17 protein-coding genes are annotated in these 16,816 nt (G+C 71.4%); 6 read left to right on the plus strand and 11 right to left on the minus strand.

All coding sequences use genetic code 11. The features are described 5' to 3' along the window. Nucleotides 1-24 precede the first annotated feature (24 nt). Both ACFYOY_RS04890 and ACFYOY_RS04895 read right to left on the minus strand, forming a co-directional pair. Nucleotides 25-474: a phospholipase gene (locus ACFYOY_RS04890; protein ID WP_351883738.1), complete on the minus strand. Its 450-nt coding sequence runs from the start codon at nucleotides 472-474 to the stop codon at nucleotides 25-27. Between the two features lie 199 nt (nucleotides 475-673). Continuing rightward, nucleotides 674-1,678: an Lrp/AsnC family transcriptional regulator gene (locus tag ACFYOY_RS04895; protein ID WP_351883736.1), complete on the minus strand. Its 1,005-nt coding sequence runs from the start codon at nucleotides 1,676-1,678 to the stop codon at nucleotides 674-676. A 160-nt stretch (nucleotides 1,679-1,838) separates the two neighbouring features. Here ACFYOY_RS04895 and ACFYOY_RS04900 point away from each other — a divergent pair, with 160 nt between their 5' ends. The 5 genes from ACFYOY_RS04900 to ACFYOY_RS04920 all read left to right on the plus strand — a co-directional run bounded on the left by ACFYOY_RS04900 (nucleotide 1,839) and on the right by ACFYOY_RS04920 (nucleotide 7,062). Beyond that, the gene (locus ACFYOY_RS04900) at nucleotides 1,839-3,383 is read left to right on the plus strand and encodes an MFS transporter (RefSeq protein WP_351883734.1); all 1,545 of its coding nucleotides are present in this window, start codon (nucleotides 1,839-1,841) and stop codon (nucleotides 3,381-3,383) included. A gap of 317 nt (nucleotides 3,384-3,700) precedes the next feature. Then, complete coding sequence (locus ACFYOY_RS04905; RefSeq protein WP_388584828.1) at nucleotides 3,701-4,450, plus strand: hypothetical protein; 750 nt, start codon at nucleotides 3,701-3,703, stop codon at nucleotides 4,448-4,450. Nucleotides 4,451-4,563: 113 nt separating this feature from the next. Then, on the plus strand, nucleotides 4,564-5,274 hold the full coding sequence (locus ACFYOY_RS04910; protein ID WP_388584831.1) for a FadR/GntR family transcriptional regulator: 711 nt from the start codon (nucleotides 4,564-4,566) through the stop codon (nucleotides 5,272-5,274). 70 nt (nucleotides 5,275-5,344) lie between these two features. Then, nucleotides 5,345-6,637 (plus strand): MFS transporter, encoded by a 1,293-nt coding sequence (locus ACFYOY_RS04915; RefSeq protein WP_351883730.1) that lies wholly within the window; start codon nucleotides 5,345-5,347, stop codon nucleotides 6,635-6,637. 260 nt (nucleotides 6,638-6,897) lie between these two features. Then, on the plus strand, nucleotides 6,898-7,062 hold the full coding sequence (locus ACFYOY_RS04920) for a hypothetical protein (RefSeq protein WP_388584833.1): 165 nt from the start codon (nucleotides 6,898-6,900) through the stop codon (nucleotides 7,060-7,062). A 121-nt stretch (nucleotides 7,063-7,183) separates the two neighbouring features. Here ACFYOY_RS04920 and ACFYOY_RS04925 read toward each other — a convergent pair whose 3' ends face one another. The 8 genes from ACFYOY_RS04925 to ACFYOY_RS04960 all read right to left on the minus strand — a co-directional run bounded on the left by ACFYOY_RS04925 (nucleotide 7,184) and on the right by ACFYOY_RS04960 (nucleotide 14,351). Next, nucleotides 7,184-7,912, minus strand: a complete 729-nt coding sequence (locus tag ACFYOY_RS04925) for an ABC transporter permease (RefSeq protein WP_351883728.1) — start codon at nucleotides 7,910-7,912, stop codon at nucleotides 7,184-7,186. A 15-nt stretch (nucleotides 7,913-7,927) separates the two neighbouring features. Then, the gene (locus ACFYOY_RS04930) at nucleotides 7,928-8,854 is read right to left on the minus strand and encodes an ABC transporter ATP-binding protein (protein WP_059143685.1); all 927 of its coding nucleotides are present in this window, start codon (nucleotides 8,852-8,854) and stop codon (nucleotides 7,928-7,930) included. Continuing rightward, entirely contained in the window at nucleotides 8,851-9,750 is a 900-nt protein-coding gene (locus tag ACFYOY_RS04935; protein ID WP_351883726.1) for an ABC transporter permease, read from the minus strand. The genes ACFYOY_RS04930 and ACFYOY_RS04935 overlap by 4 nt, the downstream gene beginning before the upstream one ends. After that, nucleotides 9,740-10,810 carry an ABC transporter ATP-binding protein gene (locus ACFYOY_RS04940; protein WP_351883724.1) on the minus strand — a complete coding sequence of 357 codons (1,071 nt, stop codon included), beginning with the start codon at nucleotides 10,808-10,810 and terminating at the stop codon, nucleotides 9,740-9,742. Before ACFYOY_RS04940 ends, ACFYOY_RS04935 begins: the two co-directional genes overlap by 11 nt. A gap of 115 nt (nucleotides 10,811-10,925) precedes the next feature. Further along, entirely contained in the window at nucleotides 10,926-11,489 is a 564-nt protein-coding gene (locus ACFYOY_RS04945; protein ID WP_059143688.1) for a hypothetical protein, read from the minus strand. A gap of 320 nt (nucleotides 11,490-11,809) precedes the next feature. Continuing rightward, a complete protein-coding gene (locus ACFYOY_RS04950; protein WP_208515080.1) occupies nucleotides 11,810-12,394 on the minus strand; it encodes a hypothetical protein in 585 nt (194 codons plus the stop codon). Beyond that, nucleotides 12,391-13,305: a zinc metalloprotease HtpX gene (gene htpX, locus ACFYOY_RS04955; protein WP_388584838.1), complete on the minus strand. Its 915-nt coding sequence runs from the start codon at nucleotides 13,303-13,305 to the stop codon at nucleotides 12,391-12,393. The genes ACFYOY_RS04950 and htpX overlap by 4 nt, the downstream gene beginning before the upstream one ends. Before the next feature lie 137 nt (nucleotides 13,306-13,442). Beyond that, nucleotides 13,443-14,351, minus strand: coding sequence for an LLM class flavin-dependent oxidoreductase (locus ACFYOY_RS04960; protein ID WP_388584840.1), 909 nt, complete (start codon nucleotides 14,349-14,351; stop codon nucleotides 13,443-13,445). A gap of 303 nt (nucleotides 14,352-14,654) precedes the next feature. On the opposite strand from ACFYOY_RS04960, the gene ACFYOY_RS04965 reads away from it, so the two are divergent. After that, nucleotides 14,655-15,536, plus strand: coding sequence for an HAD family hydrolase (locus ACFYOY_RS04965; protein WP_388584843.1), 882 nt, complete (start codon nucleotides 14,655-14,657; stop codon nucleotides 15,534-15,536). Between the two features lie 59 nt (nucleotides 15,537-15,595). On the opposite strand, the gene ACFYOY_RS04970 is transcribed toward ACFYOY_RS04965, so the two are convergent. Next, nucleotides 15,596-16,435, minus strand: a complete 840-nt coding sequence (locus ACFYOY_RS04970) for a hypothetical protein (RefSeq protein ID WP_351883714.1) — start codon at nucleotides 16,433-16,435, stop codon at nucleotides 15,596-15,598. Nucleotides 16,436-16,816: the final 381 nt, after the last annotated feature.

Consider the following 16,816-nt stretch of genomic DNA (forward strand, 5'->3'; position numbering starts at 1 on the left):
AGAGGGAGCCCGGTCCAGGACGGGTCAGCCGAAGACCTTGACCGCCTGGTAGTAGGTCCACGCCGTACCGTCGCACGACGTCTTGGTGGCACCGCTGTAGGCGCTGCACACCCGCTTGAGGTCCTCGTAGAAGGCGCTGTCGATGCGCGCCTTGTTGGCGTCGAAGATGCCCATCGCCTTGTGGTTGCGGTAGCCGAAGTCATGCCGCGCGCAGGCGGTCTGGAAGGGGAAGCCGAAGGGGTTGTCGGGGGAGCTGCTGCAGTAGTCGGTGGACCAGTCGAACCCGTAGGCGGCCCAGGCACCCTGGTTGTTCCGCGCCGCGACCCAGGCGTTGTAGCTGCTGGCGCTGGTCTGGGTCCAGCTGGCGAGGACCTGCGGCTTGTCCGCGGGGGCCGCCTGGGCGGGTGCGGCCAGGGCGATGGCGGTGGCCGCGGTGACCGCGGTGGCCGCGAGACTCGTGACGAGGCGACGCATTCGGGTTCCTCCCGTTTTTTTACTCCTGACGCCCCCTCAAAGGCTTGTGGCGCAGGGGGCGGCGCGGTGTGATTCAGCGCACGCCAAGAGTTGGGCAGGTCCCTGACAACCGTCAAGATCTACACCGACGTAGAGATGAACAGAGTTCGACCGGCAGAGTTTCGGACTTTCCTCCAACTGCCGCCGCTGCGCGGGTCGTTCAGGAGGCGCGCCGGGGCACCCGGGAGGGAGGGGTGAGCAGCGGCCCCGGACCCTTGACCCGTCGGAGGATCGGAGAGGTCTCCATGTCCAGCACGGAGGGCAGTTCGGCGATGCGGGTCGTCAGATAGGTGTAGAGGGCCGGGACATCGGCGCAGACCACGGTCGCCATCAGATTCTTCGTCCCGGTGGTTGCACATGCGAACGCCACCTCGGGGTGGTCCGCGAGTGTCTGCCCGGTGGCGGCCAGATCCGACGGCCTTACCGACAGCCACATCGTGGTGGTGACGCCCTGATGGAACATCCGGTGGGTGTAGTCGACATCGAAGTACAGGGTGCCGTCGGCGCGCAGATCGGCCAGCCGGCGGCGTACCGTCGACTGTGACCAGCCGGTGGCGGCGGCCAGTTCGGCCAGCGGTGCCCGGCCGTCCCGCGCGAGGACGTCCAGCAGCTTGCGGTCCTCGGCGCCCACCGGCCCGCGCGGCCGCTTCGACCGGTCCGCGGCGGGCGGGCGCAGCCGCCCGATCTGCTCGGCCGTCAGCGCATCGGTCTTGTTGACCAGGCCCTGCTCGCCGCCGTAGAACTCATGCAGCACGCAGTGCGCACTCACCCCCACCACCCGGGGCGTCTGCGGGAGTTTGCGCAGCAGCAGGGCGTCACTGTCCAGGCCGGACGCCGCCCGTGTCGACGCGGCGACCTCGGTGCCGTCGGAGAGCACATGCACCCAGGAGGTGTCGGTGCGCCGGGCCATCGCCTCGGCCACCGGCAGCGCGGCGTCCGGCAGGCACCGTACCCGCACCAGCCAGACCACATCGCCGACCGCCGCCGGGTCGGTGAGCCCCAGCACCCGGATCGCTCCCGTCGTCCGCAGCCGGGTGTAGCGTCGGGCCACGGTCTGGTCGGAGACGCCCAGCACCTCGGCGAGCCGGCTGAAGGGGGCCCGGCCGTCGAGCTGAAGGGCATGCACCAGCGCCCGGTCCAGGTCGTCGTACGCGTCGGATTCCACCGCACAAAGCTAGCGGACGTCGGATATCGCCACCGGAGCGGTGCCGGCTGGAGGAGCGGACCGGTCAGGACGACCGTAAGAGCCGCGGGGACCGCCGGACCGTCATCGGGATCGGCCCTCGCGTCCCCTTGTCGGCACGTTCCGAATCCCGGAGTCAGTCATGCGCAGATCATGGTGGCCGCTCGCCGCCATCACGCTCGGCAATTTCATGCTGTTGATAGACGTCACGATTGTGAACACCGCGCTGCCCCAGGTGGCGCGGGGACTGGACGCTTCCTTCACCTCCCTCCAGTGGGTGATGGACATCTACGCGCTGGCGCTGGCCGCGCTGCTGATGGTGGCCGGTTCGGCGGCGGACCTCTTCGGACGGCGGCGGCTGTATCTCGTCGGCCTCGCGGTGTTCGCGGTCTCCTCCCTGGTCTGCGGTCTGGCACCGGACGCCGGGGTGCTGATCGCGGCCCGCGCCGTCCAGGGCGCGGGAGCGGCGGCCATGTTCGCCACCAACACCCCGCTGCTGATGGCGACATACTCCGGACGCGACCGCGGTATCGCCTTCGGGGTATGGGGCGGTACGAGCGGGGCGGCCGCGGCGATCGGCCCCGTGCTGGGCGGGGTGCTCACCGAGTACGTCGACTGGCGGGCGATCTTCCTGGTCAATCTGCCACTGACGGCGATCGCGGTGTGGATCACGGTCCGTTCCATCGATGAGTCGCGCGGCGCGCCGGGCGTGCGGATCGACTGGCCGGGCGCCGCCTCGTTCACGGTGTGCGCCGGGGCGCTGACGTATGGGCTGATGCGCGGCGGTGAGGAAGGCTGGGCCGACACCGGCACGGTCGCCGCGCTGGTGACGGCCGCGATCGCACTGCTCGCCTTCGCCGTGGTGGAGCGCGGAAAGCGGCAGCCGCTGCTGGACCTGGGGCTGTTGCGCCGCCCGACGTTCGCGGTGCTGATGGCCGCGGCCCTGCTGCTACAGGCGGGGGCCTTCCCGTACCTCACCTACGCCGGGCTGTGGCTGCAGACGGTACTGGGGATGAGCCCGGTGCAGGCGGGGCTCGCGGTGACGCCGATGGCGGGCGTCTCGCTGGTCGTCGGCGCGGCGGGCGGACGGCTGCTGGACCGGGTCGCCCCCGGGCGGTCGCTCGGCGGCGGACTGCTGCTGGTGGGCGCGGGCGCGCTGGTCAACGCCGCGATGGTGACCCCGGACGCGGACTGGACGGCCTTCGTCCCGGGCCTGGCGCTGGCCGGTCTGGGGATCGGCCTGGCCATGCCGGTGCTGGTCTCGGCGGCCCTCGGCTCGGCCCCGCCGGAGCGGGCGGGCATGGCCAGCGGCGCGGTGAACACCTTCCGGCAGCTGGGCTACGCCCTGGGGATCGCCGTCCTGGGCACGGTGTTCGCGACGCGGGTGCGGGACATGGTCGACGACAGTGGCACCGTCCCGGCCCGGGCGGCCGGACAGGCCGCCGAGGCCATCAGCGGCGGCCACGCCGACGCCGTCATCGCCACCGCGCCCCCGGCCCACGCGGACGCGGCGCGCACACTCGTCCACGAGTCGTTCGCGGCCGGACTCGACCGCATCTGCCTGATCTCCGGCATCGCGGCCCTGGCGGCGGGCCTGCTGGTCCTCGCCGTCGTCCGCGGCGGCCCCGGCGGAGCACCCCCGAAGCCGGCCCCCGAGCAATCCCCGGCGGAGCCGGTCCACGCCTGAGCGGTGGAGGACGGCGAGTCACAGGGGGCGGGCGCCCGATGGCGCACGCCCCTTCGCTGTGTGAGGCCGACGTCCGTCAACGCACGCGGTGCGAGTAACCCTTACGCGATCGGATCGTTCTTCCATCTACGCGTTATGCGCGGAGGCAACGCGAGTTGGAGCCTCGGCCGGGCGACGGATCGACGGGCAGCGATGTCACGGCGGTTGGGTCCGGAAGAGGTTGGCAGCCTCCGCTCCTGGTCCCTGGATACGGGCGGCCTAGCCCCTGGCTGGTGGGGCGCGACCATCACCCGAACTTCAGACCGGAAGGCACACCTATGCCACCTGAGATCGCACTACTGGAGTCGCGCGCGCTGCGCGACAGCGTCATCGAACGGACGGATGTCCTCGACAAGGTCAAGATCCTGACCATGCTGCCGGATGGGCTGCATATCACCACACGCATGGTGGCGGAGTACTTCGAGGTTGGGGAAGAAGCCGTCAAGAGTCTGGCCAAACGGCACCGGGAGGAGTTCCACAACAACGGGATGCACATCCTTCGAGGCGCTGACCTGCAAGTCTTTGAAAGGTCCAACTTGGACCTTTCAAATTCGAGTTATCCACAGGGCCGCGCCCACCTCACCCTCTACCCTCGCCGGGCGGTGCTCAACGTCGCGATGTTGCTGCGGGACAGCGATACCGCCAGGCGGGTACGCACCTATCTCCTCGATGCCGAGGAGTCGGCTAGGAGCGGACCGGAAGCCGGGACGGAGCAGCTCCCGCTCGAACGGATCCTCACCGAGCGGATGCTGGCCGGGCCGATCGGCGGCCGCCTCGACGCCGTCGAGGCGTGTCTGGCGGATGTCGGTTCCACGCTGCGCGAGCTGGCGCCGTGGATGGCCAGGGTCTCCGCTCGGCTGGACGGCATGGACCGGCGGCTCGACGCGCACGGGCGGGTCATCTGTGCCATGAGCGAGCGGCTCTGCGATCTCGGTGAGGACATGACCGAGGTCCGCAGGGACGTCTCCACACTCAAGGCCGAGTCGGTCCAGCGGCGGGCGCGGCGCGCCAAGCGGCTGCGCGGGTAGCGAATCGGAGGAGCTCGGTGGGCGGGGTGACGCCCTGCCCGCCGAGCCTTCCCGCGTAGCAGTTGTAGGATGACTGGGCAACCGGGTGAATCGAGATGAGGGAGCCGAGCGGGATGGCGTTGCGGGCGGCTGGACGGCAGTCGTTGGTCGACACCGTGGTGGAACAGCTGCGGGCGCAGCTCGCCGAGGGGGAGTGGAAGGTCGGCGACCGCGTGCCCACCGAGCATGCCCTCGCCGAGCAGCTCCAGGTCGGCCGGAACACGGTCCGCGAGGCGGTCCGCGTCCTCGTGCACGCGGGGATGCTGCAGTCCCGGCAGGGCGAGGGCACCTTCGTGGTCTCCACGACCGACCCCGCCGAGGTCATGCGGGGTGTGCGGCGCGCCGGGATCCGGGATGTGCTGGAGCTGCGGATCGCGCTGGAGGCGGAGGGCGCGCGGCTGGCCGCGCTCCGGCACAGCCCCGCCGATATGCGGCGGATGCGGGCGGCGCTGGAGTCGCTGGAGGCGTTCGGGCACGCCGGGGAGCCGCCTGCGGATAGCCGCCATGATCTGCACGCCGCCCATGACCTCGAGTTCCACACCGCCGTGGTGGAGGCCGCGCACAACGCCGCGCTGAGCGCGACCTACGGCTGGTTCAGCAGCTCGGTGCGCGACTCGCTGGTGGCCTCGCTCGGCGACCGCGAGGTGCCGAGCATCGTCCCCGCTGACCACCGCGCCCTGGTCGACGCCATCGCCTCCGGCGACCCGGCGGCCGCCGAGGCGGCGGCGCGGGCGCTGCTGGAGGCGCCGAAACGCGCCATCGAAGCCCTGCTCGCCATCGGCTGAGCCCCCCTCGGCGGGCCTCACCGCGACCCGGACCACCCCCACCCCCACCACGACCGGAACGGAGCTCTTCTTGCCACGCCCGCACACCCCCGGCCCCGAGGCCGAACCCCTGCTCGTGGACGCCGAGACGGATCTGCGGCCGACCCCCGAGGTGGCCGCCGCGCGGCGCACCCTGCGGGCCCACCCGGCCCTCCTCCTGATCGGCATCGTGCTGGCGTCGCTCAACATGCGGGCCGCGCTCGCCGGGGTCTCCCCGCTGCTCGGGGAGATCAGCGGGCACTTCGGGCTGTCCGCGACCATGAGCAGCCTGGTCACGACCATTCCGCTGATCTTCATGGGCCTGGCCTCGCCCTTCGCGCCCCGGCTCGCCCGGCGCTGGGGCACCGAGGCGGTGCTGCTGAGCGCGCTGGCGCTGCTGATCGGCGGCATCCTGCTGCGCGTGGCACCGCCCGTGATGGCGCTCTTCGCCGGGGGCGCCCTCGTCGGCAGCGGGATCGCGTTCCTCAATGTGCTGATGCCGGGCCTGGTCAAGCGTGACTTCCCGCACCGGGCCGCCGGGATGACCGCGCTCTACACCACCTCGATGATCGGCGGGGCGACGGTCTCCGCCGCCTCCGCCGTGCCCCTGGAGAACGCGCTCGGCGGCTGGCAGGGGTCGCTCGCCTCCTGGTCGCTGCTGGCGGCGTTCGCGGCGCTGGTCTGGATACCCCAGACGGTGCTCGCACGGCGCGGTACGCACCACGGTGAGCCCGCGGCGACGCCTGTAAGGACGACGCCGGACGCGGGGCCGAGGCTGAGCCGCTCCCCGCTGGCCTGGCAGGTCACGCTGTTCATGGGGTTGCAGTCGTCGATCGCGTACGTCTGCATCGCATGGCTTCCGACGATCTTCACCGACCACGGCATGAGCAAGAACACGGCCGGACTGGTGTTCGCGTTCAGCACCATGCTGCAGATGGTCGGTTCGTTCGTGGTGCCCACCCTCGCCGGGCGGATGCGCTCCCAGCGGATGCTGGCCGTGGCGGTCGCGGCGCTGATGGGCGCCGGTATCGCGGGCCTGCTCCTGGCCCCCGTCGCCGGGGCGTGGGTCTGGGCGACGCTGATCGGCGTCGGACAGGGCGGGGCCGTGGGGCTCGCGCTGACCATGATGGTGCTGCGGACCGGGGACGCCCACACCTCGGCGCGGCTGTCCGGAATGGCGCAGACCTGGGGCTATCTGCTGGCCGCGGTGGGCCCTCTGGCACTCGGCGTGGTGCACCAGACCATCGGCGGCTGGGGGCTGCCGCTCACGCTGATGCTGGCGGTGTGCGGGGTGCTGGCGGTGCTGGGCCTGGGCGCGGGACGCGACCGCAAGATCCGGTCCTGAGCGGCCCGGAGGATCGAACGGCCTGAGCCTGAGCGACCTCGCCTCCACAGCCGGCCCTCAGGCCGCGGAGGGCCGGCCGACAACTCCCGCCGCCACTCTCGGTGTCATCGGCATCGACGAGGACCGGAGGACGGCATGAGCGGCATGAGCGGCACGGCCGAGGCGAAGACCCCCCACGGCCCGCGGGCCACAGCGGGAGGCGCGGCGCCCGGCGGCCACGGCGGCGGCTGCTGCTGCGAGTCCCCTGGACCGTGGCCTGTGTGGCGGCGACCGTCCTGCTCGGTTCTTCCGCGGCCGTGGCCTCCGCCCTGGGCCAGGCCAACGCGGCCCCCGGACACGCCGCGGCGGCGGCCGTCACGACGACCGCCGCCACCGCGGAGACAACCGGCGGCCGCTCCGCCGCCCCTGCGCGATGGCGGCCGTAAGGCGGGCACGGACTCCTGGGCTGCCATAAGGCGCGCACGAGCCCCTGGCGCCCGTAAGGCATGCACGAACCCCCGGGCGCCGGGCGTCACCTCGCGCGGGTCACGCCGGTCGCGCGGGCAGTCACTCCTCCCCCGCGAGGGTCAGCGTGCGCAGCTTGCGGCCCGCGAACCAGGTCGCGCCCACGGTCACGGCCAGCAGCAGGATGACGCCGGTCGCCAGGCCGACATCCGACGAGATCACATCGCCGTCCGCGACCTTCTGCCCGAGCGCCAGCGCCCACTGCTGAACGCTGAGCTTGCGGGCCCCGGCCACCAGGCTGCCGAAGAACGTCTCCCACACCAGGGCGTAGACCAGCCCCGCGATCACCGCATGCCGGGTCACGGTGCCCAGCAGCAGGAAGACGGCGCTGTAGGCGACCGAGGCCACGGCGGCGGCGACGGCGTAGCCGACGGCCAGCTGATTGGCGTTGCCGTTCAGCAGGAAGCCCGCGAGCAGGGTGGGGATGGCGGAGAAGGCGACCGTGACGCCGATCGCCACGATCAGCTTGGTGAAGATGATCGTCGGCCGCTTCACCGGCTTGGCCAGCAGATAGATGACCGAGCCGTCGTCGATCTCCGGGCCGATCGCGCCCGTGCCGGCGATCACGCCGATCAGCGGGACCATGGTGGCCATCGCGAAGCCGCCGAGGATCGCGTCGGCCGTCTCGTCGTCCGCTCCGGTCAGCAGCCGTACGGCGAGCGAGATCAACAGCAGCAGACCGGGGAGTGAGAAGAGGATCAGCGCCCGGCGGCGGCCGAGCAGGGCCCGGTAGGTGAGCCGTGCGACGGTGGGGTGGTAGAGCGAGGACATCGCTGTGGGCTCCTTTCAGGCCGCGACGAGGTAGGAGAAGACGCTTTCCAGGGACTCGTCGGAGGGCGAGACCGTGAGGAGCCGGATGTGCTGGTCACGGGCGACCCGGGGCAGCAGTTCGGTGAAGCGGGCGAAGTCGACCGCCTGGATGTGCAGTCCGCCGTCGGCGCCGGTGCTCGCGTCGACCTGGATACCGGTGGTCGACGGGTCGGCGATCAGGGCGGCCGCTAGCGCGCGGTCGTCGCTGGACCGTACGAGATAGCGGTGCGGACGGTCCGTCATCAGCCGGCGGATCTTGCGGAAGTCGCCGGAGGCGGCGTGCCGGCCCGCGACGATCACCTCGATATGCGCCGCCAGCTGCTCGACCTCCTCGAGGATGTGCGAGGAGAACAGCACCGTGCGGCCCTCCGCGCCCATTCGCCGCAGCAGATCCATGAGCTGCATCCGCTGCCGGGGGTCCATGCCGTTGAACGGCTCGTCCAGGAGGAGCACCGACGGCTCGTGCACCAGCGCGGAGGCCATCTTCACGCGCTGGCGCATGCCCTTGCTGTACGTGGCGATCTTCCGGGAGCCCGCGTAGTCCATCTCGACCGTGTCGAGCGCCTTACGGGCGGCACCACGCGGATCGGGCAGCCCGTGCAGCTCGGCGTTGGCGATCACGAACTCGCGGCCGGTGAGGAAGTCGTACATCGCCTCGCGCTCGGGGACGATGCCGATGTGGCGGTAAGCCTGCTCATTGCGCCAGATCTGGGCGCCGTCCAGGGTCACGGACCCGGTGGAGGGGGCCAGGAAGCCGCCCATCATGTTGATGAGGGTGGACTTGCCTGCGCCGTTGGGGCCGAGGAGCCCGGTGACACCGGGGCCGATGTTCATGGTCACGTCGTTGACGGCCACGACGTTCCCGAACCAGCGGGAGACGTTGTCGATGGCGATCGTGGTCACAGGCCGACCTTTCGGTAGCGGCGCATCAGCAGCCCGTACGAGCCGGCGATCAGGCCGAGGAGAACGAGGATGTAGACGAACCCGGTTCCGGTGCCGGGGCCGACCCCGCCGGGGAAGGAGGAGGTGGCACCGAGGAAGGCCGTCTGCACTCCGTCGATGATGGTGATCGGCGAGAACAGCCCGATCCAGCTCACCGGGCCGGAGCTGCCCTGGTCCCATGCGATGGCCTGGACGGCGGACACCGCGCCGTAGGAGATGGTCAGCAGGGCGATGACGGCGGCGACGCCGAAGCCGCGGCGCGGGGTGAGCGCGGCGACGACCAGGCTGATGCCGGCGAAGAGAAGCGAGAGCAGAGCCACGGAGATCAGTCCTTGTGCGAAGCCCTTCGTCTGATCGGCGAAGTCCAGCTTGGCGAGCAGCGCCCCGACATAGAGGATCAGCAGGGGCGCGCCGGTGAGGATGAACAGCGACGAGGCCATGGCGGCGAACTTGGCCACCACATAGTCCATCGTTTCGATGGGCCGCGAGAAGTAGAGCGGGACCGTCTTGAAGCGGAGGTCCCGGGAGACGGACTGCGGCGCTTGGGAGGCGGTGTACAGGCCGATCACGGCCTGCAGCATGATCGCGTAGCGGGTGTACTCGACGGGGAGCTCGTCCACCTTGGTGGCGATGGCCACCGCGACGATGATCGCGGCGGGCATGCACATCACGGCGAACAGCAGCATCGGCGCGACCTTGGACTTCGCCGAGCGGCCGAGGCCGTAGGCGCCGCGCAGGCTCTGGGAGAAGAGCGAGCGGCGGGCGTAGGCGCGGCCGAGGCGCGGGCCGTCGTAGTGGCGGTAGCCGATGTTGTGAATGACGTCGGCACGCTGCTGGGTCACGGTCTCAGGCGGCATCGACGGCACCTCCGTTCCCGTGTGCGGTTGCGCCGGCCGGTCCTGCGGGCTTCGTCGTGCCGTCCGGTGCGTCCGGGGCGTCCGCATCGTCGTCGGACCGGAAGATCTCCGCGATGCGGTGGCGGCGCTGCTCCATGCGGACCAGACCCAGGCCGAGGTCGGCGATGGTGTCGCGGACCGTGTCGTACGTCTCCTCGCTCGCGACGTCGACCAGCAGCACATGGTCGGAGCCGGGCGTCCCGTCGGCGTCGCGGCCGGCGGGCTGGACGGTGAGCCCGGCCCGGTCGAGGGCGGTACGCAGCGCCTTGGTGCCGTCCGGGTGGTCGGTGGTGTCGGTCACCTCGACCGCGAGCGAGGCCGTCGCCTGGGTGAAGTCACTGGTGGAACTGGAGCGGAGCAGCTTGCCGCCGTCGATGACCACGACGTGGTCGCAGGTGCGCTCCAGCTCGCCGAGCAGATGCGAGGTGACCAGGACCGAGATGCCGAAGTCGGTGTGGACGCGGCGGATCAGGCCGAGCATCTCATCGCGGCCGACCGGGTCCAGGCCGTTGGTCGGCTCGTCCAGCAGGACCAGGCGGGGGTCGTGCACCAGCGCCTGGGCCAGTTTGACCCGCTGCTTCATGCCCGTGGAGTAGCCGCCCATGGGACGATATCGCTCCTCGTACAGACCGACATGGCGCAGCGTGTCGGCCGTGCGCTCACGGGCGGCGGAGGGCGGCAGCCCGGACATGCGCGCCATGTGGACGACGAACTCGGTCGCCGAGACATCGGGCGGCAGACAGTCGTGCTCAGGCATATAGCCGACGCTTTCGCGGATGGCGCTGCCGTCCTTGGCCACATCGAGACCGAGCACGGAAGCGCGGCCCTCGCTGGCGGGGGACAACCCGAGCAGGATCTTGATCAGCGTGGACTTACCGGCGCCGTTCGCACCCACCAGGCCAGTCACGCCTGGTGCGATGTCGACGGAGAGCCGGTCGAGCGCGGTGACGCGGGGGAACCGCTTGCTCAGACTTTCGGTGGCGATCACAGTCACGTGTTCGACCGTAGTGGTGTGAGCCACAGGCGGCGTCACTCCTGACGGTGGGATTCCCCTCGTCCTCGGGTCTGACGCGCCCGTAGGGGACGGACCCCGACGGGCGGGGGTTACCTCGGGTATCCACAGGTATTCCGGGGGCTTATGCCCGGTGTGCGGCCGGTGTGAGACGCGACCGTGCCCATCCCGGGTACCACGCGGTGAACAGGGCCGGAAGGACGAACCCCGCGAACTGGACCGCCAGCGCCGCCACCATGCCCAGACCGGCGGAGATCACCACGACCATGGCCGCGGCGGAGAGGGTGAAGGCGGTGGACCAGGCGCGAGTGATCACCACATTGATCCGCTTGAACACATAGGTGTCCCACACCTCAGGCGGTGCCTGGCGGCGGGCGACACCGGTGGTGAAGGGCCGTCCCACGGCGAGCGTCGTCCAGGCCGTGACGGCCAGCCAGCTCAGCGCCAGCGCCCCGATGTAGTCCTTGAGTCCGCTGTCCGGCCGGGCGAAGGCCCAGATCGTCAGCGCGGTGAAGAAGGCCACCGTGCTGCACTCCAGGATGAGGGCGTCGGCCGCCATGCCCGCCTTACGGGCCCGCACCAGCATCGCGCCACCCAGCACCAGACCGGCCAGGGCTCCCCACTGCCAGCCGAGTGTCGACACGACCGCGAGGGCGATCCATGGGATGAAGCCGCGCAAGTAGTTCATTCGGCCCTCCCCCGGGCGTCAGGTCACCTTCCGTCATGTGATGTCGAAGGTAGAAGGTGCCCCGCGAGCCCATTCCTATGCCTGAGGGCCTGTCCGGTCCGTGGATTCCCCTTCGCCCGGGGGGAGTTGGGCCGGTTTATCCGGGCGGAGCCGGACCGTTCGGCTGAGCGGAGCCGGACCATCCGGCTGAGCGGAGCCGGACCATCCGGCTGAGCGGATCCGGACCATCCGGCTGAGCGGATCCGGACCATCCGGCTGAGCGGAGTCAGACCGTTCGGCTGAGCGGAGTCAGACCGTCCGTCAGCCGGGGAGCCGGACCGCTAGAGACCCGGCGCGCCCCAGACCGGGAACCAGCGGCTCAGGTCCTCCTCGATCCGCAGATCGTCCCCGAGCAGCGCCCGCATCTGGAGCTCCAGCGCGTTGTCCCGCTTCTCCGCGGCGCCCGGCAGGGGCGCGAAGGGGTAGAAGGTGCCGCGCTTGTAGAGATACACCAGCGCGAGCGAACGCCCCGCCGGGTCCTGGAAGCCGATCAGCGAACACAGCAGCTGAGGGCCGAACCCGCCGTCCTGGAGCAGCGAATTGACCGCGTGCAGATCGTTCACCAGGGCGGGCACATCGTCCGACGGCTGCCGGGCCAGCAGCCAGGTGTAGCCGTACGCGTCCTGGCTGAACTCCACGGGCACCCCGCCCCGGTCCGTGTCCGCGTCCAGCAGCTCCCGCACATCCCGCTGGAGCTGGGAGAAGGCGCCGCCCTCCACGCTCGCGAAACAGACCGAGCCCCGCCCGGTCGGGGTGAACCCCGCCCCTGCCTCCAGGCTGACCGCTGCCCCCGGGAGCCCGAAGAGCCGGTCGAGGTCGGGGCGCACCGGCTTGCTGCGGCCCAGGATAGCGTCCAAGATCCTCACGCTGAGCCCCTTCCCGCCTGGCCGAGCTGAGTGGAGATGCGGGCGAGCTGGTCGAGCCGCTGCTCCAGCGTCGGATGCGAGGAGAAGAGCCGGCTGACGCTCTCCCGGGAGAGCGCGGGCGCGAAGAAGAAGGCGTTGAACGGCTCGACCTTGCGCAGATCCCGGGTCGGGATCCGGGCCATCTGCCCCGTCACCTTGGTCAGCGCGGCGGCGAGCGCCGAGGGCCGCCCGGTGAGCAGCGCGCCGGCGCGGTCGGCGGACAGCTCGCGATAGCGGGACAGCAGCCGGGTCAGCAGAAAGCTGATCGCATAGACCACGGCGCTGATCAGGGGGATGAGCAGCACCGCGATGCCCACGTTGTTGTTGCGGCTGCCCCGGCTGAGCCCGCCCCACAGCGCCGCGCGGGTCATGATGCCCGCCAGCACGCCGAGGAAGGAGGCGATGGTCATGACCGCCACATCGCGGTGCGCCACATGCGACAGCTCATGGGCGAGGACGCCCTCCAGCTCCTCCGGCTCCAGCCGCCGCAGCAGCCCCGTGGTGGCGCACACCAGCGCGTTGCGCTGATTGCGGCCGGTGGCGAAGGCGTTCGGCACATCGGTGTCGGCGATGGCCACCCGCGGCTTGGGCATGTCCGCGAGCGCGCACAGCCGGTCCACCGCACCGTGCAGCTCGGGGGCCTGCTGCGGGGTGACCTCCCGGGCGCCCATGCTGAACGCCGCGATCCGGTCGCTGAACCAGAACTGCGCCACGAACAGCCCTCCCGCGATGATCACGATCAGCGGCCAGGCACCCTTGAACAGGGCGAGCAGCACACCGATGAAGACCACATAGAGCAGCCCGATGAAGAACATCGTCGTGACCATGCGGGTGGTCAGCCCCCGGTCCGGGGGATAGCGGGTATGCGGCATGGGATGCCTCCCCAGTGACGCGACGCCAAAGGCTCTATACCCGATTCTGCCGCTTATAGGGCGATCTGCGCCCTGCCCTTTATCCGGCGATCCGGCAATCCGCGCCGCGCCCGCTATCCGGCGACCTGTGCCGCCCGCTATCCGGCGACCTGCGCCGCGCCCTCCGTGGCGATCTTCTCGAAGGTCCCGAGGTCGGCCGCGAAGATCGAATCGGGGATCGGCCAGTGCAGCACGATCTCGTCGATGCCCAGCTCGGCATGGCGCCCGGCGAAGTCCACGAAGGCCTCCACCGAGCTCAGCGGCCCTGTGGCCTCCGGGGTGAAACCGGTGAGCATGATCTTGTCGAGGTCGGCGGTGTCCCGTCCGGCCTCCGCGCACGCCCGGCCCAGCCGCTCGATCTGACCGCCGATGGCGGCAACCGAATCGGCCGGGGTGCCGGTCTCGGAGATCTTCGGGTCGCCCGTGGTCACCCACGCCTGGCCATATCGCGCCGCGAGCCGCAGCCCGCGCGGACCGGTGGCGGCCACCGCGAACGGCAGCCTCGGCCGCTGCACACAGCCGGGGATGTCGCGCACCTCGTGGGCGCTGTAGTGGGTGCCCTCGTGCGTCACCACATCGTGCGTCAGCAGCCGGTCGAGCAGCTCGACGAACTCACCGAAGCGATCCGCCCGCTCCCGCGGCGACCACGGCTCCTCCGCGCCCCGCAGTAGCGCCGTCGCGTCGAAGCCGGAACCGCCCGCGCCGATGCCGAGCGTGATCCGCCCGCCGGACATGTCGTCCAGCGTGATCAGCTCCTTGGCCAGCGTCACCGGATGCCGGAAGTTCGGGGAGGTGACCAGGGTGCCCAGCCGCAGCCGGGAGGTCGCCGCCGCGGCCGCCGTCAGCGTGGGGACCGCCCCGAACCAGGGCCCGTCGCGAAAGCTGCGCCAGGACAGGTGGTCATAGGTGTACGCCGCGTGGAAACCCAGCTCCTCGGCGCGCTGCCATATCTCCCGGCCGCGCTCGGACCAGCGGTAGACGGGCAGGATCACGGTGCTCACTCGCATAGGGCGAGCCTAAGCGGTGGGTGTGACAACGCCGTACCGATGTCAGCGCCGTACCGATCTCAGCGCCGTACCGATCTCAGCGCCGTACCGATCTCAGCGCCGCACCGATCTCAGCGCCGCACCGATATCAGCGCCGCACCGATCTCAGCGCCGTACCGATCTCAGCGCCGCACCGGCGGGATGCCCAGGACACCCGGGACGGCGCCTCGGACACCGGGACGGCGCCTCGGGACGCCCCGTGACGGCGCCCAAAGGGCCCACACGAGCACAGCCCCGGCACCGCTGAGCGGCATATGCGGGAGGATGGTTGCCGTGACCCCTGCGACCGAGCGGCCGAACACCCCGGCCCCAGAGCCTTCCCGCCCCGCCCCGGCCCGGCCCCGGCTGATCGCCACCGACCTCGACGGCACCCTGCTGCAGGATGACAAGACGGTCTCCGACCGCACCGTGGCGGCGCTCGCGGCGGCCGAGCTGGCGGGCATCGAGGTGTTCTTCGTCACCGGCCGCCCGGCCCGCTGGATGGACGTCGTCAGCGCCCATGTGCACGGCCACGGCCTGGCGATCTGCGCCAACGGCGCCGCCGTGGTCGATCTGCACCAGGGCGGGCTGCCGATCGAGGTCCGCCCGCTCGCCACCGACCAGGCCCTCGCCGTCGTCGAGGCGCTGCGCGTGGAGGCCCCCGGCACGTCCTTCGCGGTCGAGCGCAGCGGCGGGATCTTCTACGAACCGGAGTACCCGCCGTTCCACCTCGACCCGGGCGCGATCGTCGCCCCCGCCGAGAAGCTGCTGCACGACGGATTCGCGCATGCCGACATGCCGGTCCTCAAGCTGCTCGCCCACCACCCCGAGCTGGCGCCCGACGCCTTCCTCCAGCTGGCCCGCTCGGTGGCCGGGGCCTACGGCGACTTCACCCGCTCCAGCCCGTCCGCCCTGCTGGAGGTCAGCGGGCTCGGGGTCAGCAAGGCCAGCACGCTGGCCCGGTGCTGTGCCGAGCGCGGGATCTCCGCCGCGGAGGTCGTGGCGTTCGGCGACATGCCCAATGACCTGGAGATGCTGATCTGGGCGGGCACCTCCTACGCGATGGCCAACGCCCATCCGGATGTGCTCGCCGCGACCACCCACCGCACGGGCGCCAACACCGAGGACGGCGTCGCCGCCGTCATCGAGCGGATCGTGGCGGACTGAAGCGCACGCGACCGCCCCCCGGCCGTGGGGCCGGGGGGCGGCGGTTCGCACGACCGCGTTTACCAGAAGAAGACCAGGTAGCCGTTGCCGCCGGCGGTACCGGGGCCGCCCGCGCTGCCCGGGGTGTTGCCACCGGGGCCGCCGACGCCGCCGTCGCCGCCCGCGCTGGTGTTCGTCGGGGGCAGCTCGACGATGCCGTCGACCGCGTCGCCGCCCTCACCGCCCTGGGCGCCGCCCGCACCGTTCTCACCGGTGCGGTTCACCGCGGAGAAGCTGTTGCAGGCGCCGGTGCCACCAGTGCCGCCGGTGCCCGGAATGCCCGGAGCGGCCGTACCGCCGCCACCGCCCGTGCCGCCCGTGCCGCCGCCGGCGATGAGCTGGGTCCCGCTGGTGGAGACCAGGGACGTCGCGCCACCGTTGCCACCGTTGCCTCCGGCACCTCCGGCACCAGCGGTGCCGGTGCCGCCGGGACCGGCGGTCCCGGCGCCACCACCGGTGCCCAGGTCCACCGTGTAGGTGGCGAACGGCGTCACCGGGATGACGCACCAGGTGAAGCCACCGGATCCGCCGCCGCCACCGGTGCCGCCGGCACCCGTGGCCGTGGCGCTGGCGCCGCCACCACCGCCGCCGCCACCGCCGCCCGCTCCCCACGCCTGGATGTGCACCGAGGTGACGCCCGCGGGAGGCGTGAAGGTGCCGTCCGTGGTGAACTCCTGGACCCCGTGGATGATGGACGGCGGCCGGGGCGGCTTGGGACGGCCGCCGCCCAGGGTGTCATCCGCCTGAGCGGCGGGGGACATGGTCAGCACCTGGCCGGTGAGGCTCGCCGCAGCAAGGGTGGCGAAGAGGACCCGGCGGCGCGTCCGGGATCGCTTGGGAGTGGGACTCTGGCTGTTCACGTCATGACTTCCTTCCCCGCGGTCGGGCCAACATCTGTCGCGGAGTGCGATGGGATACGAAGGTCCGAACGGCCCGCGAGGCTCATCCCACCGTCGGCCACCACGCACCGCACTCCGACGGCGCGCTAGTTGGCCCGCGTAGGTGAGGCGTTGGGCCGGGCGGGCGACAACCAGCGCCCCACAGCGGCGTGTCGGGCACACAGCGGCCCGGCGGGCATCACCCTTGCCCGGCAGCGACACGTCAGGCGCACGGCAGACGCGGCCGCACAGCTGTCAGGCATACGGCGGCGTCAGGCATACAGCGGCGTCAGGCGTGCGGCAGATACAGGCGCATAGCCGCCGTCAGGCGCACGACAGACGCAGCGCACGGCAGACGCAGGC

This window comes from Streptomyces sp. NPDC007875, assembly GCF_042868035.1.
Taxonomy (GTDB): Bacteria; Actinomycetota; Actinomycetes; order Streptomycetales; family Streptomycetaceae; genus Streptomyces; species Streptomyces antimycoticus.